This window comes from Terrabacter sp. R4-6 (assembly GCF_057529065.1).
In genome coordinates this window covers 3,137,424-3,161,336 of record NZ_CP197224.1, presented here as the reverse complement: position 1 = coordinate 3,161,336, position 23,913 = coordinate 3,137,424, and the positions used below count along the sequence as shown (strand labels likewise).

Genomic DNA, 23,913 nt, shown 5'->3' with positions numbered 1-23,913 from the left:
AGAGAGGACAGACCGTGAAGAAGCGCCATCTCGTCCCCGTCGTCGCGGCCCTGGCCGGCGCCCTCGCCGTCCCTGCCGCTGTCGCAGCCCCTGCTGCACCGAGCGCATCGAGGGCACCGAGCGCATCGCGCACCCAGGCATCGGTGGTCGCCGCGGCCACCCCGACCGGAACCACGAGCCTCGCCGACGTGCTGCTCGCGGACGGCAACCAGTTCGACGGCAACTGGTACGACTACGACATCGTCACCGAGGCGGTCCTCGCCGTCCTCGCGGCCAAGCCCGACAGCCCGGTGGGCCTGCTGACGCAGGGTGACGTCCCGCTGACGGCCTTCATCCCCAACGACCGGGCCTTCCAGGTCCTCGCCGCCGACCTGACGGGTCGCTGGTACGGCTCCGAGGCGAAGGTCTTCGACGCGCTCGCCGGCGCCGTCGGCATCGACGCCCTGGAGCAGGTCCTGCTCTATCACGTCGTCCCCGGCGGCCCCGTCACCTCGTCGCAGGCCCTCAGGTCCGACGGCGCGATGCTGGCGACGGCGCTCCCCGGCAAGAGCATCAAGGTCGACGTGCTGTCGCGCTGGCTCAAGCTCGTCCGCCTCGTCGACGGCGACCGCAACGATGCCGACCCGCTGCTCAACCCGCGGGCGCGCGACATCAACAAGGGCAACCGGCAGATCGCGCACGGAATCGTCCTCGTCCTGCGACCCGCCGACCTCTGACGCCCTCCGCGCGACCCCCGAGGTCCGCACCGCACACCACCGATTCCCCTCCCGGATCCACCTCCACCCGAGCGCGGCCCCGTCGCACTCGAGCACTCACCCCTCTGGAAAGGAACGACCATGAAGTCGCTTCGCATCGCCGCCGCCACGACCCTCGCCCTCGCCCCGGCCGCCTTCCTCGCGGCCCCGGCCCACGCGGCCGACGCCACGGTCTCGATCCTCCACGCCGTGCCCGGCGCGACGGTCGACGTCTACGCCAACGGCAAGGCCCTCCTGACGGACTTCAAGCCGGGCACGCTGACCGATCCGCTGATGCTCCCCGAGGGCACCTACGACCTCAAGGTCACGCAGGCCGGCGCGGGCGCCGGTGGCGCAGCCGTCATCGAGGCCAACGACGTCAAGGTGCCGGGCGGCGCCAACGTCACCGTCGTCGCGCACCTGTCCGAGGCCGGCAAGCCGGTCCTCACGCCCTTCGTCAACGACACGTCCAAGATCGATGCCGGCAAGGCGCGGATCACCGTGCGCCACACGGCCGCCGCCCCCGCGGTCGACGTCCGGGCCAACGGCACGGCGGTCTTCAAGAACCTCACCAACCCGAACGAGGCCAAGGCCGACCTGCCGGCCGGCACGATCTCGGCCGACGTCGTCCTCGCGGGGACCGACACCGTCGCGATCGGCCCGGCCGACCTCGACCTCAAGGAGGGCACCAACACGATCGTGTACGCGTGGGGCAGCGCCGCCGACAAGAACCTCGAGCTCGCCGTCCAGACCCTCTCCGGCATGCACTCGGCCCCGGGTGGCGTCCCGGCCGGCGCTGGGGGCCAGGCCGCTGCGGCCCGGGAGTCCTCGGAGGTGGCTCGCTACGCGGCCGTCATCGGTGCCGCTGCCGCCGCGGGCGGGCTCGTCCTCGTGTCGCGCCGCCGCGCCGCCGGGGTCCGCTGACCCGCTACGCGCCCGTCGCGAACGACCGAGATGAACCGCACCGTCGACCCCGGACCGGGTCGCTCCCGGGCCCGGGCGTCGAGCCCGTCCAGGGGGGTGGCCGCCGCGCTCGCGGCCGCCCTCCTGGCGGGCGTGGGCGTGGCGTGGCTGACGCGTGACTCGGACGCCGCCCTCCCAGCGGCGTCCGGGGCGGGCGTCACCAGCACCGCCGCACCCGCCGCCGGCGACCCCACGCCCCCTGCCCCGCAACCGGGGGCGGCGGGGTCGCCGGGGTCGCCGGCCGCGACGGACGGCTCGGCCGGTCCGACACGACCGGGGGTCCGCCCGGCGACGCAGCAGGCGGGTCCGACCGCGGCGCCCCCCGACCGCCTGACGATCCGCCGTCTCGGCATCGACATGCGGGTCGTGCCGGTGGGCGTCGCCCGTGACGGCGAGATGGCGCTCCCGGAGACGCCGGCGCAGGTCGGCTGGTACCGCTACGGCCCGCAGCCCGGCGACGACGCCGGGTCGACGGTCCTCGCGGCGCACCTCGACATGCCGGGCTACGGGATCGGCCCCATCGCTGCCGTCGAGGAGCTGCGCACGGGCGACGTCATCACGGTGCGGTCGGGCGAGGTGAGCAGGAGGTATGCCGTGACGTCGGTGACCCAGGTCCGCAAGACGACGCTCGACCTCGCCGCGCTCTTCGCCCGCGACGGACCTGCGCTGCTCCACGTCGTGACCTGCGGGGGCGACTTCGACCGCGAGCGGCGCCGCTACGACGAGAACGTCGTCGTGACCGCCGAGCCGCTCGCGTGAGCCGGACGTGGTTAGGTGGGTCCGTGCAGTTGCACGACGACCCTGACGTCGAGTCCGCCGAGCTCGCCGTCCGGTTGGTCGGCGGGGACCGCGAGGCCCTCGCCGAGATGTACCGCCGCTGGTCCCCCCTCGTGCACACCATCGCCCTGCGCGCCCTCGGCACCAAGGAGGACGCCGAGGACGTCGTCCAGCAGGTGTTCGTCGCCGCCTGGCGGGGACGCGCCACCCTTCGACCCGACCGTGGGTCGCCGGCGGCGTGGCTCGTGGGCATCACGAAGCACCGCGTCGCCGACGTGCGCGCGCAGCGCTACCGCAACCACCGCAACCTGCAGGCGCTCGCGTCCGAGGTGGTCACCGAGCCGACGACCACGCACGACTCCGACTGGGCCGAACGACTGCTCCTCGTCCACGAGCTGGAGCGCATGGGCAATCCGCGAGCGACCGTGCTCCGAATGGCTTTCATCGAGGACCGCACGCACGATGACATCGCCCGCACGCTGGAGATGCCCCTCGGCACCGTGAAGAGCCACGTCAGGCGGGGACTGCTCGAGCTGAGAGACCGACTCAAGGAGGTGGAACGTGTCGCATCCGACTGACGACGAGCTCGTCGACCTCGCCCTGGGCGAGACCGTCGACGCGAGTCGTTCTGCCCACGTCGAGGAGTGCACCGTGTGCTCCGCGTCGGTGGAGCAGCTGCGCCGCACCCTGCGCCTCGCCTCAGGACCGCTGGCGTATGCCGGCTGGCAGGCTCCCGACGACGCCGTCTGGGCGCGCGTGACCGCCGAGATCGACGCCGAGCCCGACGCCCCGGTCGATGCCGGGCCGGCCCCCGCGACCATGGCGGGTCCCGACGCCGGACCTGACGCCGGACCTGACGCCGGACCCGCGCCCACTCCTCCGGAGACCTCCCGGCCTCGCGACGAGCGTCCGTCCGGGACGGACGCCGCCGACCGACCTGACCGACCCGACCGACCTGACCGACCCGCGAACCCGACCGTTCCCGCGGCGACGGCGGGGACGGCATACGCTCCCGAACCCGTCCCCGCGGACGCGACGGTCACGCCGATCACGGCGGGTGCCGCTCGTGCGACGCGCCGACGTGCCGCGGCATGGGGTGCCGCTCTCGTGGCGGCCAGCCTCGTCGTGGGACTGCTCGCGGGGCGGGCCATCTGGGCCCCGGACGACAGCGGGCGGGTCTCGCAGGTCGCCCTGGAGACCCTCGACACGCGCCAGCGGGAGGGCGAGGCCTCGGTCGTGCGCGCCGGGGACGGGCTCGACCTCAGCGTCGTGACCGACCGTCCGCTCGATGCCGGCGACGGCTACCTCGAGGTCTGGCTCCTCAACACCGACGGCAAGCGGATGGTCTCCGTCGGCGTGCTGCGTCCCGGCGAGTCGGGCACCTTCCCGATCAGCCAGGACCTCATCGACCAGGGCTACGTCGTCGTCGACGTCTCCAAGGAGCAGTTCGACGACAAGCCGGCGCACTCGGGCGACAGCCTGCTGAGGGGGCAGCTGCCGGCCTGAGCCTCAGGTCGTGAGGCTCTTCATCGCGGCGGTCGCGCCCCGCAGGTAGCGCTCGACGACGACACGGTCGTGGTCGGTCAGGGTCGCGTCGAGCGCGGCGAGGCTCTCGAACATCGGGGTCATCCGGGCGAGCACCTCGGCGCGCCCGCTGTCGGTGATGACGACCTCGGTGCGGCGGCCGTCGCCGGGGTGCGAGCGACGCTCGGCGTGCCCGTGGCCGACGAGGCGGTCGACGACGCCCGACGAGGCGGCCGACGTCACCCCGAGCACCTTGGCGAGGTCGACGGGACCGATGGGGCCGCGCATGAGGTGGCGGAGCGAGTGCAGCTCGGACGTGCTGAGTCCCGCCTTGCGGGCGACGACGGCAGGGACGGTCTCGGACACCTCGACGAGCTCCTGCAGGGCCGTGAGGGTGCCCGTCGTGCGCCACTCGGGCACACCGGGGACGAGCCCGACCTCGGGGCGCCCGTCTGTCCCGACGGGCTGCACCTCGTCGACAGCCGAGCCCCGCGCTGCACGGGCACGCTTCGGGGCCGGCTGTTTGCCGACGGTCTGTTTGCTGCTAATGTCACTCACCAACTTAGTAATCTTCTGAGTAACCCGTTGAACCATCTTATCTGGAGGTGTGGCGTGCGTTCGGTGACCGACAGGATCACGCGCAAGTGGTGGGCCGTGGCGATCGTCATCCTGGCCCTGGCCGGGGCGATGGGCGTCGTGAGCGCCGTGGGCGAGGCGCAGCGCACCTCGGCCTCGACCGACGCCCTGCCGATCGGGTCCGACAGCGCGGCGGCGCTCGAGCTGCGGGACCGGCTGCCGGAGGCCGAGGGCTCCACGGCCGTCGTCCTCTTCAGCAAGGAGTCGGGGACGTTGACCCCCGCCGACGTGACCGCCATCGAGGGACGCATGTCCGAGGTCCCCGGGGCGGGTCGGGCACCGCTCCAGCGCAGCGAGGACGGCACGGCCGCGCTCGCCGTCGTGCCCGTCGACGCCACGGACGCGACCGCCACGGCAGCCCTCGTGGGTGACATCCGCGAGGTCGTCAAGGCCGACCTGCCCGAGGGCGTCACGGCCCAGGTGACCGGGCCGGCCGCGGTCCAGGCCGACCTCGCCGCGGTCTTCGAGGGCGCCAACACGCGTCTGCTCATCGCCACCGCCTCCGTCGTCGCCCTGCTGCTCGTGCTGACCTACCGCAGCCCGATCCTCTGGATCTTCCCGCTCATCGTCGTCGGCGTCGCGGACCGACTCGCGGCCGTCGTCGCGACACACACGCTCGCGGCATTCTCCATCGTCTGGGACGAGTCGACCATCGGCATCCTCTCGGTCCTCGTCTTCGGCGCCGGCACCGACTACGCCCTGCTGCTCATCTCGCGCTACCGGGACGAGCTGCGCAGCCACGCCGACCGGCGCGAGGCCATGTCCGTGGCCCTGCGCCGCACGTCCGAGGCCGTCCTGTCGAGCGCCGTCACCGTCGTCATCGGCCTGCTGACCCTCCTGCTCTCGCTCTTCCCGGCGACGCGTGGTCTCGGTCTCGCGTGTGCCGTCGGCGTCGTCGTCGCCGCGGCCTTCGTCCTGCTCGTCCTCCCGGCTGCCCTCGTCCTCTTCGACCGCTGGATCTTCTGGCCCAAGGTGCCCCGCGAGGGCGAGGCGGCCCTGGCCGACGGCCACTCGCTGTGGCGCCGCGTCGGCGACCGCGTCGCCGCCCACCCGAAGCGCATCATCAGCGTCACGCTCGTCGTGCTCGCCGTCATGGCGGCCGGCATCGCCGCGATCGACACCGGGCTCAAGCCCGCCGACCAGTTCCTCAGCAAGCCGGAGGCGATCGCCGCGAGCGAGCGCCTGGCCCAGTCCTTCCCGGCCGGCAGTGCCGACCCCGTCATCGTCGTCACGACGGCCGACCCGGAGGCCGTGACGGCCGCGGTGCAGGCCGTCACCGGCATCGCCGGCGCCCGCACCGTCAAGCAGGCGGACGGGGTGGCAGAGGTCGACGCCGTCATCGCGGCGGCGCCCGGATCGGACGAGGCGGCCGACACCGTGCGGGCCCTGCGCGCAGCCCTCACGTCGCTCCCGGAGAGCCACGTCGCCGGCACCGAGGCCGTGGCCCTCGACCAGGCGGAGGCGTCGTCGCGCGACCGGCTCGTCATCTTCCCGATCGTGCTCGCCCTCGTGCTGCTGGCCCTGGGCCTGCTGCTCCGCTCGGTCGTCGCACCGCTCGTCCTCGTCGCGACCGTCGTCGCCACCTTCCTCGCGAGCGTCGGGGCGTCGTGGTGGATCTTCACGAAGGTCTTCGGCTTCTCGGGCCTCGACGACAGCGCCCCGCTCTTCGCCTTCGTCTTCCTCGTGGCGCTCGGCGTCGACTACAACATCTTCCTCGTGACGAGGGCGCGCGAGGAGTCGCGCCTGCACGGGTCGCGCCAGGGGATGCTGCGTGGCCTGGCCGCCACGGGCGGCGTCATCACGAGCGCGGGCATCCTGCTCGCCGCGGTCTTCGCGGTGCTCGGCGTCCTGCCGCTCGTCGTGCTGGCCCAGATCGGGGTCATCATCTGCGTCGGCGTCCTGCTCGACACCCTCGTCGTGCGCACGCTCCTCGTCCCGGCCATCGCGGTCGTCCTCGGTGACCGGTTCTGGTGGCCGCGCCGAACGCACCCGACCCCGTCGGGCCCGTCGAGCCCGTCGAGCCCGTCGACGACCGAGAACGCCGGCTCCGCCGCCGACGCGGACGTCTTCGCGAAAGTTGCGACGAACTCTTGACAGCGGGTGGAAGCGGCCGTTCAATCAGAGTGTCAAACATTTGACAAACCTTGGACATTCGGGGCGACCAAGGCCGTGACGCAGGGGACGGACGCAAGGAGTCGACCCATGACGACGTCCCCGACCGAGGCCGGCCGCACCGCACCCGACGCGGCCGCGACCTCCGACACGGGGCCCTCACCCCGGGCCCGACAGCGCCGTCACCCACCTGCCGTCACCCACCTACCCTGACCCGCTCCCGCCACCGCTGACCCCTCGACAGCTCGTGCGGCCGCGATCGACTCCCTCCCCGTCGATCGCGGCAGACCGTGGGCCACGCGCCGGACTCCCTTCCGGCGCGTGGCCCACACCTGCACGTCAGGGGGTCACCGCGACCGGAGCGTCCGAACGGACTCGAGGGGCACGGCCGTCACCCCGGTCACGGCAGGTGCGTCGGCGGCGGGTGCGCCCGGCCGGTGCCGCGGGAGCGCGGCGAGCGCGACGACCGCACCGACGAGAAGCACGCCTGCCGCGACGACGTCGCTGACGTGCATCCCGTCGACGTATGCCGTCCGGGCAGCCTCGAGGACCGCCCGACCCGGCGCTCCGCCGAGCCGCTCGGAGACGACCCCCGCCTCGCCCAGCGTCTGCAGCGCTGCGTCGTGGGCTGCGGGCGGCAGTCCCGCGGGCAGCAGGACATCGAGCCGCGCGGCATACACGGCGCCGAGGATGCTGCCGAGGACCGCCATCCCCAGGGCTCCACCGAGCTCGCCCGCCGTCTCGACGAGGGCCGACACCGAGCCGGCGCGCTCGGCCGGTGCCACGCCGATCGCGTACTCCGTCACGAGCGTGGCGACGGACACGAGTCCCATGGCCACGAGCGAGGCACAGACCAGGGCGACCCAGATGGACGACTCGACCCCGGCCGACCTCATGGCGGCGAACCCGGCTGCGGCCACGACGAAGCCGCCCGCCATGACGACCGGGCGTCCGACCCTGAGCGACAGCGCGGCTGCCGTGGGCGCCGCCACCCCGACGGCGAGGGAGGGCAGCAGGCTCCACAGCGCGGCCGAGAGCGGGCTGTAGCCGAGGACCGACTGGAGGTACTGCGTCATGAGCACGGCGTTGCCCATGACCCCGAACATCGCGACCACCTGCACGGCGATCGAGCCCCCGAAGCCGCGGTGGGCGAAGAGGCGCGGGTCGACCATCGGCACGTCGATGCGGGACTGGCGGCGCACGAAGATCACGCCCGCGCCCAGCCCGACGACGGCATACGGCAGCAGGGCCGGGGCCCACCCGTCCGCGACGAGCTGCTTGAGCACGTGGATGACGGGGAGGATCGCGAGGAGGGAGAGCACCGCACTGACGACGTCGACCCGGCTCGTCACCGAACGGGACTCGGGCAGCAGGAGCGGCGCCGCCACGAGCAGCGCGACCATGACGGGCACGTTGACGAGGAAGACCGAGCCCCACCAGAAGTGCTCGAGCAGCACCCCCGAGACGACGGGGCCGATGCCGACACCACCGGCCATGACCGCGGACCACACCCCGACCGCCTTCGCGCGTTCGCCGTCGTCGGCGAAGAGGGAGCGGATGATCGCGAGGGTGCTCGGCATGAGCATCGCCCCGCCCACCCCGAGCAGGGCGCGGGCGGCGATGAGCCAGCCCGCGCTCGGGGCGTAGGCCGCGAGGACCGACGCGGCGCCGAACGCGAGCGCACCGACGAGCAGGAGCCGACGCCGGCCGAAGCGGTCGGCCACGCCGCCCATCGTCAGCAGCAGGCCGGCGAGCACGAAGCCGTAGACGTCGAACATCCAGAGCAGCTGGGTCGCGCTGGGCGACAGCGACTCCGCGATGTGCGGCACGGCGAAGAAGAGGACGGAGACGTCCATCGAGACGATGAGCAGAGGCAGGCAGAGGACGGCGAGCGCGGTCCACTCGCGGCGACCCGCTCGCGGGGACGTGCTGACGGACGAGGACACGGGGGACCCTCACAATCTGCGTATGTCGCATAGTGTTTACGTGGCACACAGAAAGTTACGCCGCATCTGCGTATGCCGCAAGCAGTTGGCTAGGATGGCTGCGTGACCGATCTCCCCCGCTACCTCCAGCTCGTCTGGGGACGCGAGCCCGAGGGCCGCCGCGGCCCGAAGCCGGGTCGGAGCATCGCCGAGATCGGCGCCGCCGCGGTCGCCATCGCCGACGCGGAGGGCCTCGACGCCATCTCGATGAAGAGCGTCGCCCAGGCCGTCGGCTTCACGACGATGTCCCTCTACCGCTACGTCGACAGCAAGGACGAGCTGTGCGCCGTCATGGTCGACGTCGCCTACGGTGCGCCGGAGCTGCGGTACGCCGCCGACGAGGGATGGCGCGGACGGATCACCCGGTGGGCCACGAAGATCAGCGCCTGCCGCCTCGCCCACCCGTGGACCACCGAGGTCCGTCAGGTCGCACCACCGTTGACCCCCAACATGATCGGGTGGATGGAGTCAGGTCTCGAGGCTCTCGAGAGCCTGCCCCTGACGAGCCAGCAGCGGCTGTCCGCCCTGCTCGCCATCGACGGCTGGGGCCAGAACCACGTGCGCCAGACGATCCAGATGGGACTCACCGGCCCCGTCGACCCGGACAGCCCCCAGGGGGCCTACCTCGAGCTCATCGGGGCCCTCATCGACCCGGAGGCCTTCCCCCGGCTGGCGGCGGCCGGCCCCGAGGCCCTGGGTGACGACGACGACGACTTCTTCGACGAGGAGTTCGCCTACGGCCTGGGACTGCTCCTCGACGGCATCGAGGCGCTGGTCGCCCGGTCGCGCGGCACGACCTGACGCGCCATCCCACCGAACACCGCGCTCGGTGTCGGACTTCAGTGGTGCACCAGCGCGTTCGTCACCGAACGCCGCGTTCGGTGACGGGTCGGTCGCGGAGGGCATACGCCAGGAGCGGCGCAGCCCTCCGCTCAGACCGGCCACTCCTCGCGGAGCAGGGCCCACGTGTTGTCGTCGAGCCAGGTGCCGTCCTTGCCCAGCGACTTCCCCCGGAACGTGGCCTCGTGCCGCATCCCGATGCGGCGCAGGACGCGGTTCGAGGCGATGTTGTCGGCGTAGGCGTCTGCGGTGATCCGGCGCAGCCCCAGGTCCTGGAAGCCGATGACGAGCAGCTCGGAGGCCGCCTCGGCCGCCAGCCCACGACCCTGCGCGTCCGGGTGCAGCGCGTAGCCGATCGTCCCCTCCCACTCCCGGGACGGCGCGCGGCCGATGCTGTGGCACGGCTCGAGCCGGAGCATGACGTCACCGACGACACGCCCCGTGCGGCGCTCCTCGACGGCCAGCCCGAGCAGCGGCTCGTCGGCCCCCGGCCGGCCCCGCTCCATGCGCTGCGCGATCCGCTCGCGCACCTGCTCGCGCGTCAGGACGTCGTGGCTGAGGTGGACGACGACCTCGGGCAGGCGGCGGTAGGCGTGCACGGCGTCGACGTCGTCGAGCGTCAGTGGACGGAGCAGGAGGCGCTCGGTGGGACGCGGCCACACGAGCCGCGAGAGGTCGGGCGACGCAGGCACTAGCGCCAGCCGTCCTCGTCGACCCCGCCGGGCACGTCGGCGCTCGGGTCGTAGGGCGTACGCGTGAAGCGGAACGACGCGAGGTCGAGGTGCGAGGGCGTGCCGTCGGCGGCGCGCACGACCCGGAGCGGCTCGCCCGTGTAGTAGCCGTCGAGGCCCACCCAGGCGTCGGGCCCGTCGGCGGCGAAGCGTGAGCCACGGGCCTGGCCCGGCTCGCCGAGCACGAGGTGCTCGCCGACGACCTTCGCCGTCGACACCGACGGGCCCCAGTGCCACGTGCCGACGAGCTCGAGCGCCGACGGGTCGCCGGCCGCGTGCCACGGCTCCGGCGACCGCGGTTCGCGCTCGACGAACGCCGAGAGCAGCTCGGGGGCGACGAGGCCCATGCCGCTCGTCGTGTTGGTGAGAATGACGACCCCGTCCCCGCTCTCGACGTCGACGCGCAGGCCCGCGAGGAAGCCGGGCATCGAACCGCCGTGGCCGGCATACCGCGTGCCCTCGACGTTCCACACCTGCCAGCCGAGCCCGTGTGCGGTGGTCCACGGCTGTCCGGGGTGGTCGTTGATCGTGTGCGGCTCGTACATCTCGGCGAGGGTGTCGGGCGAGAGGAGCTCACCCGTGTCACCGCCGGCGAAGGCGGCCCAGCGCGCGAGGTCGGACACCGTGGACCACAGCTGTCCGGCAGGGGCCATCGCGCCGGCGTCGTGCTCTGGCTCGGGCAGCAGGACGTCGGCGAAGGGGTGCACCGCGAGCCCCTGCGCGGCCCGGCCGCTGGGGCGCGTCGTCGTGCGGGACATGCCGAGCGGGTCGAGCAGGTCACGCCGGACCACGTCGAACCAGTCGGTGCCGTGCGCCCGTGCCACGAGCTCGCCGAGCGCCGCGAAGCCGACGTTCGTGTAGTGGAAGCGTCGACCGGCTCGGAAGCGCTGTCCCACAGGCGATCCCGCGACCGACCCTGCGAGCGACTCCCAGTCGCCACCCGGGGTGCGCTCCCACCACGGGCCGTTCGTCTCGGCCTGCACCCCGGCGCCGTGCGAGAGCAGCTGGGCGATCGTGGCTCCGCCGAACCGCGACCCGGGCACGTGGTCCTCGAACCGATCGAGCAGGTCGAGCCGGCCCGCGTCGCGCAAGCGCATCACGGCGACGGCGACGAAGGTCTTCGTGATGGAGCCCATCCGGTACTGCGTGTCGGTGTCGGCCGGCTCACCACCGAGCCGCCCGTCGAGCGTCCCGATGGCGTCGGACCACACGAGCGCGCTGTCGCGCACGATGCCGGCGGCGACGGACGGCAGCCGGCCGCGACGCTGCTCGGTGGCGAGCAGGTGGTGGAGGTGGCGGGCGGTCGCCGGCTCGATCGGACCGGCGTCGATCCGGTCGGTCGAGCCGTCGGTGGTCGGGGCGTCGGCGTCGCTGCGCGGGTCGGTGCTCACCCGCTCCAGCCTAGGCCGGGGGTCTCTGGCGTGGCGCAGGCCACCCCGGCAGGATGGGACGGCGGCCCCATGGTCGCCCCGCATCGGATATCTTGACATCAAGATTTATTCGGGGATCCTCGAAGACCGGATCTCGGCACGAACAGCAACCCGAACGGAGCACCCGCGTTGGACTCGACAATCATCTACACGCACACGGACGAGGCACCCGCACTGGCCACGGCCTCGCTGCTGCCCATCGTCTCGGCCTTCGCCCACCAGGCCGGCGTCGAGGTCGAGACGCGTGACATCTCGCTCTCGGGTCGCATCATCGCCGCGTTCCCCGACGCCCTGACGCCCGAGCAGCGCACCGGCGACGCGCTCGCCGAGCTCGGCGCGCTCGCCAAGACGCCCGAGGCCAACATCATCAAGCTGCCCAACATCTCCGCGTCGATCCCACAGCTCAAGGCCGCGGTCGCCGAGCTCCAGGCCGCGGGCTACGCCCTGCCCGACTACCCCGACAACCCGTCCACGGACGAGGAGAAGGCGGCCCGGGCGGCATACGACAAGATCAAGGGATCGGCGGTCAACCCCGTCCTGCGCGAAGGCAACTCGGACCGCCGCGCGCCCGCGTCGGTGAAGAACTACGCCCGCAAGCACCCCCACTCGATGGGTGCCTGGAGCGCTGACTCCAAGACCAACGTCGCGACGATGGGTGCCGACGACTTCCGCCACAACGAGACGTCCGTCGTCCTGCCGGCCGACGACACGCTGCGCGTCGAGCTCGTTGGCGCCGACGGGTCCACGACCGTGCTCAAGGAGTCGATCCCCGTCCTCGCCGGCGAGGTCGTCGACGCGACGTTCATGGACGTCGCGAAGCTGCGCGACTTCCTCTCCGAGCAGCTCCAGCGGGCCAAGGCGGAGGGCGTCCTCTTCTCGGTGCACCTCAAGGCCACGATGATGAAGGTCTCCGACCCGATCATCTTCGGCCACGTCGTGCGCGCCTTCTTCCCCGACGTCTTCGAGACGTATGCCGGCTCGCTCGCTTCCGTCGGCGCGTCCCCCAACGACGGGCTCGGCGCCGTGCTCAAGGCCGTCGAGGGCCTGCCCGCCGACGAGCGCGCCGAGGTCGAGGCCGCCGTGAAGCAGGGCTTCGAGGACGGTCCGGCGATCGCCATGGTCGACTCGAACAAGGGCATCACCAACCTCCACGTGCCGAGCGACGTCATCGTCGACGCGTCGATGCCTGCGATGATCCGCACGTCGGGCCACATGTGGAACCGCGAGGGCGGCGAGCAGGACACGCTCGCCGTGCTGCCCGACAGCTCGTACGCCGGCATCTACCAGGTCGTCCTCGACGACTGCCGCGTCAACGGCGCCTACGACCCGTCCACGATGGGCTCGGTCTCCAACGTCGGGCTCATGGCGCAGGCGGCCGAGGAGTACGGCAGCCACGACAAGACGTTCGAGATCCCGGCCGACGGCACCGTGCGCATCGTCGACTCCTCGGGTGCCACGCTGCTTGAGCACGCCGTCTCGGCGGGCGACATCTGGCGCGCCTGCCAGACCAAGGACGTGCCGATCCGCGACTGGGTCAAGCTCGCCGTCACCCGCGCCCGCGCCACGGGCACGCCGGCGATCTTCTGGCTCGACGCCGACCGCGCCCACGACGCGAACCTCATCACGAAGGTGAACGAGTACCTCACCGAGCACGACACCGACGGCCTCACGATCGAGATCATGAAGCCGACCGACGCGATCGCCTACTCCCTCGGGCGCATCCGCAAGGGCGAGGACACGATCTCGGTCACCGGCAACGTGCTGCGTGACTACCTCACCGACCTCTTCCCGATCCTCGAGCTCGGCACCTCGGCCAAGATGCTGTCCATCGTCCCGCTCATCAACGGCGGCGGCCTCTTCGAGACCGGCGCCGGCGGCTCGGCCCCCAAGCACGTGCAGCAGCTCGTCCAGGAGAACTACCTGCGCTGGGACAGCCTCGGCGAGTTCCTCGCCCTGGCCGTCAGCTTCGAGCATCTCGCCGACGTCACCGACAACGCCCGCGCCCGGGTGCTCGGCACGACCCTCGACCGCGCGACCGGGACCCTGCTCGACGAGAACAAGGGCCCGGCCCGCAAGGTCGGCCAGATCGACAACCGCGGCAGCCACGTGTGGCTCGCGCTCTACTGGGCCCAGGAGCTCGCCAAGCAGACCGACGACGCCGCACTGGCCGAGACGTTCGGCCCGGTGGCCCAGACCCTCGCGGACAACATCGGCACGATCTCCCAGGAGCTCGTCGACGCCCAGGGCCACCCGGTCGACATCGGCGGCTACTACCGCCCCGACGCGGCCAAGGTCGCCTCGGTCATGCGTCCGTCGAAGACCTTCAACGAGATCATCGACGCCCTCGCCTGACCGCGTCGGGCGGCCCGGCGCCGTACGGAAGTGCCCACTCGACTCACGGAGTCGAGTGGGCACTTCCGTACGCCCCGCACCCTCTCGAGTGGTCAGTTCCGTACGCCGGAGCGGGCATGTCGGAAGACGTACGCGTGCAGGACGCTAGGCGTCCGTCTCGCGCAGGGCGTCGCTGGCCTCGGTGATGATGGCCTGCATCGCCGCCGCCGCGGCGGCGCCGTCGCCTGACTGGACCGCCTCGGCGACGTCACCGTGCAGCCGCACCGCGAGGGGGTTGGGCGTGGCCGGCATGAGGTCGTGGTGCGTGCGACCGGCGAGCACCTCGCCGACGACGTCGGACAGCGCGGCGAGCATCTCGTTGCCGGAGGCGGCGAGCAGCGTCGAGTGGAAGAGCTGGTCGGCCACGAGGTAGGCCTCGAGGTCGCCGGACTTGGCGTGCACGGCCATCTGCATGACCGCGCCCATGAGGGCCCCGCACTGGTCGGGGGTGGCCCTGGCGGCAGCGAGCTCGGCCGCGACGGGCTCGACGCCGCGGCGCACGTCGCCGAGGGAGAGCAGCTGCTCCTCACGCCCCGGCCCGTCGAGGCGCCAGCGGATGACCCGCGGGTCGAAGACGTTCCACGAGGTGCTCGGCAGGACGCGGACGCCGACGCGCTTGCGGGCCTCGACCAGGCCCATCGAGTCGAGCACCCGGACGGCCTCGCGCACGACGGACCGGGACACCCCGTAGCGCTCGTCGAGCTGGTCGATGCGCAGGACCGTGCCCGGAGGGAGCTCACCGGTGGCGACCTGGCGGCCGAGGTCGTCGAGCACGCTCGCGTGCAGCGCGGGGCGACGTTCGGTGGGCACGGGGTCAGCCTGTCACACGGCGGTCCTGCTCGAGTGCGCGCTCCGTTAAAACTGTTTTATTCGAAACTAGGGCTTGATAAGACGCTCTTGTTGCTGCACCCTAGGGGCCAGCGACTCGACGAAGACGTCGTTCGAGCCGGACGAAGGAGTCACGGAGACATGCAGCACCACCCACCGCCCCTGGTCGTCGTCATGGGGGTGTCCGGCTCGGGCAAGACCACCGTCGGCGCGGCCCTCGCACAGCGCCTGCGCGTCCCCTTCGCGGACGCCGACGACTTCCACCCCGCGGCCAACATCGCCAAGATGTCCGCCGGCGTGCCCCTCACCGACGACGACCGCGGGCCGTGGCTCGCGACGATCGCGACCTGGCTGGCCGACCACGCGGCAGGCGGTGGCGTGGCGAGCTGCTCGGCGCTCCGGCGCTCCTACCGCGACGTCCTCGCCGCGGCGGCGCCCCATGTCTTCTTCGTGCACCTGCACGGCGACCCTGACGTCATCGCCACCCGCGTCGCCGGCCGGCCAGGGCACTTCATGCCCGCCGCCCTCGTCGAGTCGCAGTTCGCGACCCTCGAGCCCCTCGAGCCCGACGAGCGCGGGGCCGTCCTCGACGTCGACCAGGGCGTCGACGACCTCGTCACGCAGTCCCTCACCCTCCTCGATCCTCGCGACCCGGAAGCGACCCGCTCATGACCACCGACCTGCTCTCGCTCCTGCCCGTGTCGGCGCTCGCCGCCGACGACCTCCCAGCCATCCCGGCCGGCCGGCTGGTCCCCGCGGCCCTGCTCGGCATCGCCGTCCTCGTGGTGCTCATCGTGCGGTTCAAGCTGCACCCGTTCCTGTCCCTGACGTTGGGCTCGCTCACCGTCGGCGCCGTCGCCGGTGTCCCGATGGCCGACGTGCTCGACAGCTTCACCAAGGGCTTCGGCAGCACGGCTGCGGGTGTCGGCATCCTCATCGCCCTCGGCGCGATGTTCGGCAAGCTGCTCGCCGACTCCGGGGGCGCGGACGAGATCGTCGACACGATCATCGGGCGTAGCGGCCCACGGACCCTGCCGTGGGCGATGGCCGGCGTCGGCGCCATCATCGGCCTGCCGATGTTCTTCGAGATCGGCCTCGTCCTGCTGATGCCCGTCATCTTCCTCGTGGCGCGCCGCTCGGGGCTGTCGCTCATCCGTGTCGGCATCCCGGCACTCGCCGGACTCTCGGCCATGCACGGCCTCGTGCCGCCCCACCCCGGCCCGCTCGTCGCCATCGACGCCCTCAAGGCCGACCTCGGCGTGACCCTGGGCCTCGGCATCCTCGTCGCCATCCCGACGATCGCCGTGGCCGGCCCGTGGTTCGCACGCGTCGCGGCCCGCTGGGTCGACGTCCCCGCGCCCGAGCTCTTCGAGTCGCGTGAGTCCGAGACCGGACCGCGCCCGTCGTTCGCCATCACGCTCCTGACGGTCCTGACGCCGGTCGTCCTCATGATGGGCAAGGCGCTCGCCGACATCCTCTCCGCCGAGGGCACGGCCGCGCGCACCGTCCTCGACTTCCTCGGCACGCCCCTCATCGCGCTGCTCATCGCCGTCATCCTCGCGATGTTCACGCTCGGGCGCGGTGCCGGCATGGGCCTCAAGGAGGTCGGGTCGTCCCTCGAGGCCTCGCTCGGCCCGATCGCCGGCATCCTGCTCATCGTCGCCGCCGGTGGCGGTTTCAAGCAGACCCTCGTCGACACCGGCATCGGGCAGCTCGTCGCCGACTGGATCGCGCAGAGCGGCCTCTCGGTGCTGCTGCTCGCCTGGCTCGTCGCCGTGCTCATCCGCCTCGCGACGGGCTCCGCGACGGTCGCGACCGTCACGGCGTCCGGCATCCTGGCCCCGCTCGCGGCCGGGATGCCCACGACGCAGGTCTCGCTCATGGTGCTCGCCATCGGCGCCGGCTCGGTCTTCTTCTCGCACGTCAACGACGCGGGCTTCTGGCTCGTCAAGGAGTACTTCGGCCTCAAGGTCGGCGAGACGATCAAGTCCTGGTCGGTCATGGAGACGATCCTGTCGGTGACCGGCCTCGTCCTCGTGCTGCTCCTCGACCTCGTCGTCTAGCCACCGCACCCCGACCGTCGAGAGGCCACGTCCGGCCCCTCGGCACCGGTCGAAAGGCCAGCTCTCCTCGCGGGGGCTGGCCTTTCGACCGGTCGGGAGCGGCCGCGGATGGCCTCTCGACGGGTGGGGTCAGCGGATGCGGACGCCGCTGATGGCGCGCGCGATGACGAGGCGCTGGATCTCGGACGTGCCCTCGAAGATCGTGTAGATCTTCGCGTCGCGCGACCACCGCTCGACGGGGTGGTCGGTGACGTAGCCGGCCCCGCCGAGGATCTGCACGGCCTTGTCGGTGACGGCGTCCGCGACCTCGCCGGCCTTGAGCTTGCTCATCGAGCCCTCGGCCGCCGTGAACGGCTGGTTGGTGCGGCCCATCCACGACGCGCGCCACACGAGCAGCCGGGCCGCGTCGATCTCGGTGCGCATGTCGGCGAGCGCGAACGCGATCGCCTGGTTCTCGATGATGGGCCGGCCGAAGGCGACGCGGTCCTTGGCGTAGTCGAGGGCGTACTCGTATGCCGCCCTGGCGATCCCGAGCGCCTGCGCCCCCACCGTGGGGCGGGAGATCTCGAACGTCCTCATCGCCGCCTGGCCGCTCGAGGACGTGCCCTCGCGGGCACGGGCGAGCCGCTCGTCGAGCTTGTCCTTGCCGCCGAGCAGGCACGAGCCGGGCACGCGGACGTCGTCGAGGAAGACGTCGGCCGTGTGCGAGGCGCGCAGGCCGAGCTTGCGCAGCTTCTTGGCACCCTCGAGTCCCTTCGTGCCGGGAGGGACGACGAAGGCCGCCTGCCCGCGCGACCCGAGCTCGGGGTCGACGACGGCCGTGACGACGTGGACGTTGGCGATGCCGCCGTTCGTGATGTAGGCCTTCTGGCCGTCCAGCAGCCACTCGTCGGTGGCCTCGTCATAGCGGGCCCGGGTGCGCATGGCGCCGACGTCGGACCCGGCCTGGGGCTCGGTCGTCGCGAACGCCCCGAGCTTCGGGTCGTCGGCGTCGCCGTAGCACTGGGGCAGCCACTCGACCATCTGGTCGGGGGTGCCGGAGCCGTAGATCGCGGCGACGGCGAGGGTCGTGCCGAAGATCGACATGCCGATGCCGGCGTCACCCCAGAAGAGCTCCTCGTTGGCGAGGTTGATCGAGATGCCGGTCGGGTCGGACCAGCACTGGGCGAGGAACTCGAAGCCGTAGAGGCCGTTCCTCGCGGCCTCCTGGATGACCGGCCACGGCGTCTCCTCCCGCGCGTCCCACTCGGCCGCCGCGGGCCGCACGACGTCGGCGGCGAAGCCGTGCACCCAGTCGCGCAGCTCGGTCTGGTCGTCGCTCAGGGCGAGCGAGAACTCCACCACCGCGAGCCCTCAGACCTTGGGGATGTCGAAGAAGTTCGCGATGTTGGCCGCGAGCCCGAGGTCGCCCTTGGCCTTGATCTTGCCGGTCATGAACATCATCACCGGGTTGCCGCTCTTGGTGATGACCTTGGCGAAGTCGACGGGCGACATGGCGAGCGACAGCGTCGAGTCGCCGTCGTGGCCGGGCACCGTCGTGCACGTGCCGTCGGCGAAGCGCACGGTCCACTCGTCGGCGCCGCCGTCGGGGCGGCCGGTGATGCTCCAGTGAGTGGTCGCCGTCGTCGAGCCGGCGCGGTCGGGGCGGAAGAGCTCGGGCATGCGCCGGAAGATCGCGTCGACGATCGGGCCGCGGTTGCCGCTCTCCATCACCTCCTTGACGTCCTTGTCGGACATCTCCTTGACGATGCGGATGAACTCGCCGGGCTCGACGGCGGCGATCTGCTCGGCGGTGGCGGTCGTGAAGTCGATCTCGGGCATCGGGAGGTCCCTCCGGAGGAAACGGCATTGTTACCGCGAGTAGGTTACCGGACGGTCACCCGTCGAGGAACCACCCGGCCACCATCCCGTCGGGACGGCCGGGCTCGATGTAGTGCTCCCACGCGAAGGCCACGGCGAACATCTCCGCGGGCATCTGGAGCATCCCCTGCGCGTCGGACTGGCTCGCGTGCGCCTTGAGCGCCGAGCGCTTGACCTCGAGGAACTCGCTGACGTCGCACGCCCAGTGCAGCTCGCTCTCGAGGCTGCCGAGAGGGTTGCCGTCGTCCATCGGCTGGCTCGGGTCCCACTCGCCCACGTCGAGACCCGCGGCGATCGCCGCCTCGTGCGAGCGGATCATCGCGTCGCGGTTCATCGACACCTCGAGGTAGCGGGGCGTGCCGGCGATCTCGGCCGCACGCCTCGTGACCGCGTGCACCTTGACGTGGTCGGGGTGGCCGTAGCCGCCGTGCCAGTCGTAGCCGACGACGACGTCGGCCTCCTCCTCGCGCAGGACCGCGGCAAGGCGCTGCGCCGCCTCCTCGGTGTCGGCCCGGGCGAAGCTCTCCTCGTGGTCGTTCTGCGCCCACCCGGACATTCCGGAGTCGGCGTAGCCGAGGAACTCGACGCGGTGGGTGCCGATGACGGCGTTGGACGCTGCAGCCTCGGTCCGGCGCCGCTGCACGACGGTCTCGCCGTCGGCGAGGTCGCCGGGCGCGTCGCCGTGGTCACCGTTGGTGGCGACGACGAGCACGACGCGGTGGCCCTCGCTGACGGCGCGCGCCATCGAGCCGGCGGACTGAGAGGCCTCGTCGTCGGGGTGGGCGTGGACGAAGACAACGGTTGACATGCCGTCAGCCTCTCACCGCGGACCGACGCTGCTGCCGGGAGCCCTCACCGGCAGCGTGTAGACGACGTAGCCCTCGAACGTCGCGACCTCGTCGTAGAGCCGTCGGGCGACGGCGTTGGACTCGTGGGTCTGCCAGTAGACGCTGACGCAGCCCTGCTCGCGGGCCCAGTCGCACACGGCACCGATGAGGGCGCTCGCGACGCCGCGACCGCGCCCCGCGGGGTCGGTGAAGAGGTCCTCGAGATAGCACAGGTCGGGCTCGCTCGAGCTGGGGTGCACGAGGAAGTGGGTGATCCCGACGAGCTCGCCGTCGAGCCACGCGCCGAGGCCGTGCAGCCTTGTCCCAGAGGAGATCTCACGCCATGCCCTGTCGTATGCCGCCTGGTCGAGCTCGCGCTCGTAGAAGCTGATGTAGGCGCGGAAGAGTTCCTCCCACCGCTCCCGGTCGGCGGGCTCCGGACGTCGGGTCTCGATCACGACCCGACGCTAGCGCGACGGCACCGTCCGCGGGGCTGCCACGTCACGGCATACGCAGTGAGCCACTCGACGAGGTGGGGACACCCGGTCACGTGACGAAGCGGCCACTCGACGAGGTGCGGGCACTCGGTCAGGTGACGACGGGGCCACTCGACCAGGGGGTGGCCACCTGACGTGTGACGGGGCGGCCACTCGATGGTCGAGTGGCCGCCCCGTCACAGCGGTCGGGCGGATCAGGCCTTCTTGGCGGCGGCCTTCTTCGTCGTGCGCGAGGTGGTCTTCTTCGCGGTCTTCTTCGCCGTCTTCTTCACGGCGCGCTTGCGGGTCGTCGGGCCCTTGGCGCGCTTCTCGGCGAGGAGCTCGTAGCCGCGCTCGGGGGTGATCGCTTCCGGGTCGTCGTCCTTGCGCAGGGTCGCGTTGGTCTCGCCGTCGGTGACGTAGGGACCGAAGCGGCCGTCCTTGACGACGACGGGCTTGCCGCTGACGGGGTCGGCGCCGAGCTCCTTGAGCGGCGGGGCGGCCGCGGCACGCCCGCGCTGCTTGGGCTGGGCGTAGATCGCGAGCGCCTCGTCGAGGGTGATGTCGAAGAGCTGCTGCTCGGTCGTCAGCGACCGCGAGTCGGTGCCCTTCTTGAGGTACGGGCCGTAGCGACCGTTCTGCGCGGTGATCTCGACACCCTCGGCGTCGACGCCGACGACGCGCGGCAGCGAGAGCAGCTTGAGCGCCGACTCGAGGTCGAGCGTCGCGAGCTCCATGTCCTTGAAGAGCGAGGCCGTGCGCGGCTTGACCTTGGCGGCCTTCTTGGCCTTGGGCTTGTCGGCGCCGGTCGCCGCGGCGTCGTCGTCCTCGATGACCTCGGTGACGTAGGGCCCGTAGCGGCCGGCGCGCGCGATGATGTCGCGTCCGGTCTCGGGGTCCTTGCCGAGCACCTTGCCGTCGTCGGCGGCGACCTCGAGCAGCTCGCGCGCCTTCTCGGGGGTCATCTCGTCGGGCGCGATGTCGTCGGTGATCGTCGCGCGGCGCGGCGTCGCCGGCACCTCGGCGCCCTCGGCCACCTCGCCCGTCGCGAGGTCGACGCCGGCGGGCACGAGCTCCTCGACGTAGGGGCCGTAGCGGCCGACCCGCACGACCATGCCGTCGCCGATGGGGATCGTGCTGATCTCCTTGGCGTCGATCTCGCCGAGGTCCTCGACGAGGCTGCGCAGGCCCGCGGCCGAGCTGGCCTCCTCGCCGAAGTAGAAGCGCCCCAGCCACTCGACGCGGCCCTCGTCGCCGTTGGCGATGCGGTCGAGGTCCTCCTCCATCGAGGCGGTGAACTCGTAGTCGACGAGGTTGCCGAAGTGCTCCTCGAGCAGGCGCGTCACGGCGAAGGCGAGCCACGTCGGCACGAGGGCCTGGCCCTTGGTGAAGACGTAGCCGCGGTCCTGGATGGTGCCGATCGTCGAGGCGTACGTCGAGGGTCGGCCGATGCCGCGCTCCTCCATCGCCTTGACGAGCGTGGCCTCGGTGAAGCGCGCGGGCGGGCTCGTCTCGTGGCCGTCGGCCTCGGCGCGCACGACCTCGAGCGGGACCCCGGCGCTCAGCTTGGGCAGGCGGCGCTCCTCGGCGGCGGCGTCGGCGCGGGCGGCGGACTCGTCGTCACGGCCCTCCTCGTAGGCGGCGAGGAAGCCCTTGAAGGTGATGACGGTGCCGCTGGCGCTGAACTCGACGGACTGCGCGCCCTCGAGCCCCGTGTCGACGGCGAGCTTGACGGTGGCGGTCGACCCGCGGGCGTCGGCCATCTGCGAGGCGACGGTGCGCTTCCAGATCAGCTCGTAGAGCGCGAACTCCTCGCCGCGGAGCGAGCCCGCGACCTGGGCCGGCGAGCGGAAGCGGTCGCCGGCGGGGCGGATGGCCTCGTGGGCCTCCTGGGCGTTCTTGACCTTCTTCTCGTAGCGGCGCGGGCTGTCCGGGACGTACTCGGCGCCGTACATGTCACGGGCCTGGCTGCGCGCGGCGGTCATCGCGGCGTCCGACAGCGTCGTGCTGTCGGTACGCATGTAGGTGATGTAGCCGTTCTCGTAGAGCCGCTGCGCCACGCGCATCGCGTTCTTGCTGCTCATCCGCAGCTTGCGCGAGGCCTCCTGCTGGAGGGTCGATGTCGTGAACGGCGCCGACGGGCGGCGGGTGTAGGGCTTCTCCTGGACGTCGGTGACGCGCGCGGTGAGCGGCAGGCAGGCCTCGGCGATGCGGGTCGCGAGCGCCTCGTCGAGGTGGACGACACCCTTGCCGGTCAGGCGGCCGTCGTCGGCGAAGTCGCGACCGGTGGCGACGCGGACGCCGTCGACGGACGAGAGGCGCGCCGTGAACTGCTGGCTCGCGCTGTCGGGCGTGAAGTCGCCCTCGACGTCCCAGTAGGAGGAGCGGACGAACGCCATGCGCTCGCGCTCGCGCTCGACGACCATGCGGGTCGCGACGGACTGGACGCGGCCGGCCGAGAGGCCCTGGCGGACCTTGCGCCACAGGACCGGGCTGACCTCGTAGCCGTAGAGGCGGTCGAGGATGCGGCGGGTCTCCTGCGCGTCGACCATCGCGGTGTCGATCTCGCGGGTGTCGTTGACGGCGCGCTGGATCGCCTCGCGGGTGATCTCGTGGAACACCATGCGCTTGACGGGGACCCGCGGCTTGAGCGCCTCGAGCAGGTGCCACGCGATGGCCTCGCCCTCGCGGTCCTCATCGGTGGCGAGGTAGAGCTCGCTGGCGTCCTTGAGGAGGCGCTTGAGCTCGGCGACCTTCTTCTTCTTGTCCGGGTCGACGACGTAGTACGGCTCGAAGCCGTTCTCGACGTCGACGGCGAACTTGCCGAACGGGCCCTTCTTCATGTCGGCCGGCAGCTCGGACGGGTTGGGCAGGTCACGGATGTGACCGACCGACGCCTCGACCTCGAAGTCGCCCCCGAGGTAGCCGGCGATGGTCTTCGCCTTGGCGGGCGACTCGACGATGACGAGCTTGCGGCCCTTGCCTGCGGCCATGGTGCACCTTCAACTTCCCGCATCTCACGTGCAGCGGATTCGTCGCTGCCCCGACGTGGACGCGGACCGACCGTAACAGCCCACGGCGAGTGCGGTCTCCCGGCATCCGCCGGAGAGGGCGTATGCCGTCCGCTCCCGTCCGCTCCCCACCCACCTCCCCGACGGGCTCGTGCCGTCCCCCGCGTGGACCGGGAAGCGACGCGCGGTCAGGCCACGGCCCAGTGGATGACGGTGCGCCAGGTGGCCGGGTCGGGCTGGCGTTCGGGGTCGGTGGGGTAGCTCTCCCAGACGTCCGGACCCGGTCGCAGCCCGTGCTCCCCCATCCACCGCTGGAGCTCGCCGTAGGTCTCACCCATCGTGTCGAACGGACCGACGTGGACCACCTCGACGGCCCGGCCCGCGGGCAGCGTGCCGGGCTCGACGTCACCGGCCGCCGTGATCCGTGAGGCGACGGGGAAGCCGGCCTCCACGTCGACGGTGTCTCCGGGCATCCCGTGGTAGAGCCCGAAGGGTGGTCCGCTCGGCGGCACGCCCTGCGCCGACAGGGCGGCTGCGGTCGCTGCGAACGTGCGCGCGAAGAAGGCGGGCAGGTCGTCCATGGGCACCTGACCCCGGATGACGGCAGTGTCCTGCTCGGGGGTCTCGACGGTCTCGATCTGGTTCATGCCTCCAGCCTTCGACGGAGACGGCCCCGGCGACAGGGCCGAAAGGCTCTCCCCCGATAACCCGGCGGACGGCATACG

Annotated in this window: 21 protein-coding genes; 10 read left to right on the top strand and 11 right to left on the bottom strand. The window is 72.1% G+C overall.

The annotated features are described in order from the left end of the window. Positions 1–14 precede the first annotated feature (14 nt). The 5 genes from ACSSS0_RS14780 to ACSSS0_RS14760 all read left to right on the top strand — a co-directional run bounded on the left by ACSSS0_RS14780 (position 15) and on the right by ACSSS0_RS14760 (position 3,980). Positions 15–716: a fasciclin domain-containing protein gene (locus ACSSS0_RS14780; protein WP_487228588.1), complete on the top strand. Its 702-nt coding sequence runs from the start codon at positions 15–17 to the stop codon at positions 714–716. Positions 717–836: 120 nt separating this feature from the next. Next, positions 837–1,658, top strand: a complete 822-nt coding sequence (locus tag ACSSS0_RS14775; protein WP_487228587.1) for a DUF4397 domain-containing protein — start codon at positions 837–839, stop codon at positions 1,656–1,658. A gap of 30 nt (positions 1,659–1,688) precedes the next feature. Beyond that, a complete protein-coding gene (locus ACSSS0_RS14770; protein WP_487228586.1) occupies positions 1,689–2,456 on the top strand; it encodes a class F sortase in 768 nt (255 codons plus the stop codon). A gap of 23 nt (positions 2,457–2,479) precedes the next feature. Continuing rightward, a complete protein-coding gene (locus ACSSS0_RS14765) occupies positions 2,480–3,052 on the top strand; it encodes an RNA polymerase sigma factor (protein ID WP_487228585.1) in 573 nt (190 codons plus the stop codon). Further along, positions 3,036–3,980: an anti-sigma factor gene (locus ACSSS0_RS14760; RefSeq protein ID WP_487228584.1), complete on the top strand. Its 945-nt coding sequence runs from the start codon at positions 3,036–3,038 to the stop codon at positions 3,978–3,980. The genes ACSSS0_RS14765 and ACSSS0_RS14760 overlap by 17 nt, the downstream gene beginning before the upstream one ends. A 3-nt stretch (positions 3,981–3,983) precedes the next feature. On the opposite strand, the gene ACSSS0_RS14755 is transcribed toward ACSSS0_RS14760, so the two are convergent. After that, complete coding sequence (locus ACSSS0_RS14755; RefSeq protein WP_487228583.1) at positions 3,984–4,556, bottom strand: MarR family winged helix-turn-helix transcriptional regulator; 573 nt, start codon at positions 4,554–4,556, stop codon at positions 3,984–3,986. Positions 4,557–4,619: 63 nt separating this feature from the next. Here ACSSS0_RS14755 and ACSSS0_RS14750 point away from each other — a divergent pair, with 63 nt between their 5' ends. Further along, complete coding sequence (locus tag ACSSS0_RS14750; protein ID WP_487228582.1) at positions 4,620–6,728, top strand: MMPL family transporter; 2,109 nt, start codon at positions 4,620–4,622, stop codon at positions 6,726–6,728. A gap of 365 nt (positions 6,729–7,093) precedes the next feature. On the opposite strand, the gene ACSSS0_RS14745 is transcribed toward ACSSS0_RS14750, so the two are convergent. Then, a complete protein-coding gene (locus ACSSS0_RS14745; RefSeq protein ID WP_487228581.1) occupies positions 7,094–8,692 on the bottom strand; it encodes an MFS transporter in 1,599 nt (532 codons plus the stop codon). Between the two features lie 102 nt (positions 8,693–8,794). Between ACSSS0_RS14745 and ACSSS0_RS14740 the strand changes: the two genes are divergently transcribed. Next, on the top strand, positions 8,795–9,532 hold the full coding sequence (locus ACSSS0_RS14740) for a TetR/AcrR family transcriptional regulator (protein ID WP_487228580.1): 738 nt from the start codon (positions 8,795–8,797) through the stop codon (positions 9,530–9,532). A 131-nt stretch (positions 9,533–9,663) separates the two neighbouring features. Here ACSSS0_RS14740 and ACSSS0_RS14735 read toward each other — a convergent pair whose 3' ends face one another. Both ACSSS0_RS14735 and ACSSS0_RS14730 read right to left on the bottom strand, forming a co-directional pair. Continuing rightward, positions 9,664–10,263, bottom strand: a complete 600-nt coding sequence (locus ACSSS0_RS14735) for a GNAT family N-acetyltransferase (protein WP_487228579.1) — start codon at positions 10,261–10,263, stop codon at positions 9,664–9,666. Beyond that, positions 10,263–11,693: a serine hydrolase domain-containing protein gene (locus ACSSS0_RS14730; protein WP_487228578.1), complete on the bottom strand. Its 1,431-nt coding sequence runs from the start codon at positions 11,691–11,693 to the stop codon at positions 10,263–10,265. The genes ACSSS0_RS14735 and ACSSS0_RS14730 overlap by 1 nt, the downstream gene beginning before the upstream one ends. Positions 11,694–11,861: 168 nt before the next feature. Here ACSSS0_RS14730 and ACSSS0_RS14725 point away from each other — a divergent pair, with 168 nt between their 5' ends. Then, positions 11,862–14,084 (top strand): NADP-dependent isocitrate dehydrogenase, encoded by a 2,223-nt coding sequence (locus tag ACSSS0_RS14725; RefSeq protein ID WP_487228577.1) that lies wholly within the window; start codon positions 11,862–11,864, stop codon positions 14,082–14,084. A 144-nt stretch (positions 14,085–14,228) separates the two neighbouring features. Here ACSSS0_RS14725 and ACSSS0_RS14720 read toward each other — a convergent pair whose 3' ends face one another. Beyond that, on the bottom strand, positions 14,229–14,933 hold the full coding sequence (locus ACSSS0_RS14720; RefSeq protein WP_435987193.1) for a FadR/GntR family transcriptional regulator: 705 nt from the start codon (positions 14,931–14,933) through the stop codon (positions 14,229–14,231). A 159-nt stretch (positions 14,934–15,092) separates the two neighbouring features. Between ACSSS0_RS14720 and ACSSS0_RS14715 the strand changes: the two genes are divergently transcribed. After that, complete coding sequence (locus ACSSS0_RS14715) at positions 15,093–15,623, top strand: gluconokinase (protein WP_487228576.1); 531 nt, start codon at positions 15,093–15,095, stop codon at positions 15,621–15,623. After that, positions 15,620–17,014 carry a GntP family permease gene (locus ACSSS0_RS14710; RefSeq protein ID WP_487228575.1) on the top strand — a complete coding sequence of 465 codons (1,395 nt, stop codon included), beginning with the start codon at positions 15,620–15,622 and terminating at the stop codon, positions 17,012–17,014. The genes ACSSS0_RS14715 and ACSSS0_RS14710 overlap by 4 nt, the downstream gene beginning before the upstream one ends. A 129-nt stretch (positions 17,015–17,143) precedes the next feature. On the opposite strand, the gene ACSSS0_RS14705 is transcribed toward ACSSS0_RS14710, so the two are convergent. From ACSSS0_RS14705 to ACSSS0_RS14680, 6 genes are all read right to left on the bottom strand, one after another. Next, positions 17,144–18,355, bottom strand: a complete 1,212-nt coding sequence (locus ACSSS0_RS14705) for an acyl-CoA dehydrogenase family protein (protein WP_487228574.1) — start codon at positions 18,353–18,355, stop codon at positions 17,144–17,146. A gap of 12 nt (positions 18,356–18,367) precedes the next feature. Next, entirely contained in the window at positions 18,368–18,835 is a 468-nt protein-coding gene (locus tag ACSSS0_RS14700; protein ID WP_435987197.1) for an SCP2 sterol-binding domain-containing protein, read from the bottom strand. A 55-nt stretch (positions 18,836–18,890) separates the two neighbouring features. After that, positions 18,891–19,682, bottom strand: coding sequence for a PIG-L deacetylase family protein (locus ACSSS0_RS14695; protein ID WP_487228573.1), 792 nt, complete (start codon positions 19,680–19,682; stop codon positions 18,891–18,893). 12 nt (positions 19,683–19,694) lie between these two features. Beyond that, positions 19,695–20,159: a GNAT family N-acetyltransferase gene (locus ACSSS0_RS14690; RefSeq protein ID WP_487228572.1), complete on the bottom strand. Its 465-nt coding sequence runs from the start codon at positions 20,157–20,159 to the stop codon at positions 19,695–19,697. Between the two features lie 233 nt (positions 20,160–20,392). Then, positions 20,393–23,170, bottom strand: coding sequence for a type I DNA topoisomerase (topA, locus tag ACSSS0_RS14685; protein WP_487228571.1), 2,778 nt, complete (start codon positions 23,168–23,170; stop codon positions 20,393–20,395). A 206-nt stretch (positions 23,171–23,376) separates the two neighbouring features. Next, complete coding sequence (locus tag ACSSS0_RS14680; RefSeq protein ID WP_487228570.1) at positions 23,377–23,835, bottom strand: GyrI-like domain-containing protein; 459 nt, start codon at positions 23,833–23,835, stop codon at positions 23,377–23,379. Positions 23,836–23,913 lie beyond the last annotated feature (78 nt).

What these genes read in the sequence shown, in the direction of transcription:
- ACSSS0_RS14700 (WP_435987197.1), bottom strand. Translation starts at nt 18,835, where the DNA reads ATGCCCGAGATCGACTTCACGACCGCCACCGCCGAGCAGATCGCCGCC.
- ACSSS0_RS14715 (WP_487228576.1), top strand. Translation starts at nt 15,093, where the DNA reads ATGCAGCACCACCCACCGCCCCTGGTCGTCGTCATGGGGGTGTCCGGC.
- ACSSS0_RS14770 (WP_487228586.1), top strand. Translation starts at nt 1,689, where the DNA reads ATGAACCGCACCGTCGACCCCGGACCGGGTCGCTCCCGGGCCCGGGCG.
- topA (WP_487228571.1), bottom strand. Translation starts at nt 23,170, where the DNA reads ATGGCCGCAGGCAAGGGCCGCAAGCTCGTCATCGTCGAGTCGCCCGCC.
- ACSSS0_RS14695 (WP_487228573.1), bottom strand. Translation starts at nt 19,682, where the DNA reads ATGTCAACCGTTGTCTTCGTCCACGCCCACCCCGACGACGAGGCCTCT.
- ACSSS0_RS14710 (WP_487228575.1), top strand. Translation starts at nt 15,620, where the DNA reads ATGACCACCGACCTGCTCTCGCTCCTGCCCGTGTCGGCGCTCGCCGCC.
- ACSSS0_RS14680 (WP_487228570.1), bottom strand. Translation starts at nt 23,835, where the DNA reads ATGAACCAGATCGAGACCGTCGAGACCCCCGAGCAGGACACTGCCGTC.
- ACSSS0_RS14775 (WP_487228587.1), top strand. Translation starts at nt 837, where the DNA reads ATGAAGTCGCTTCGCATCGCCGCCGCCACGACCCTCGCCCTCGCCCCG.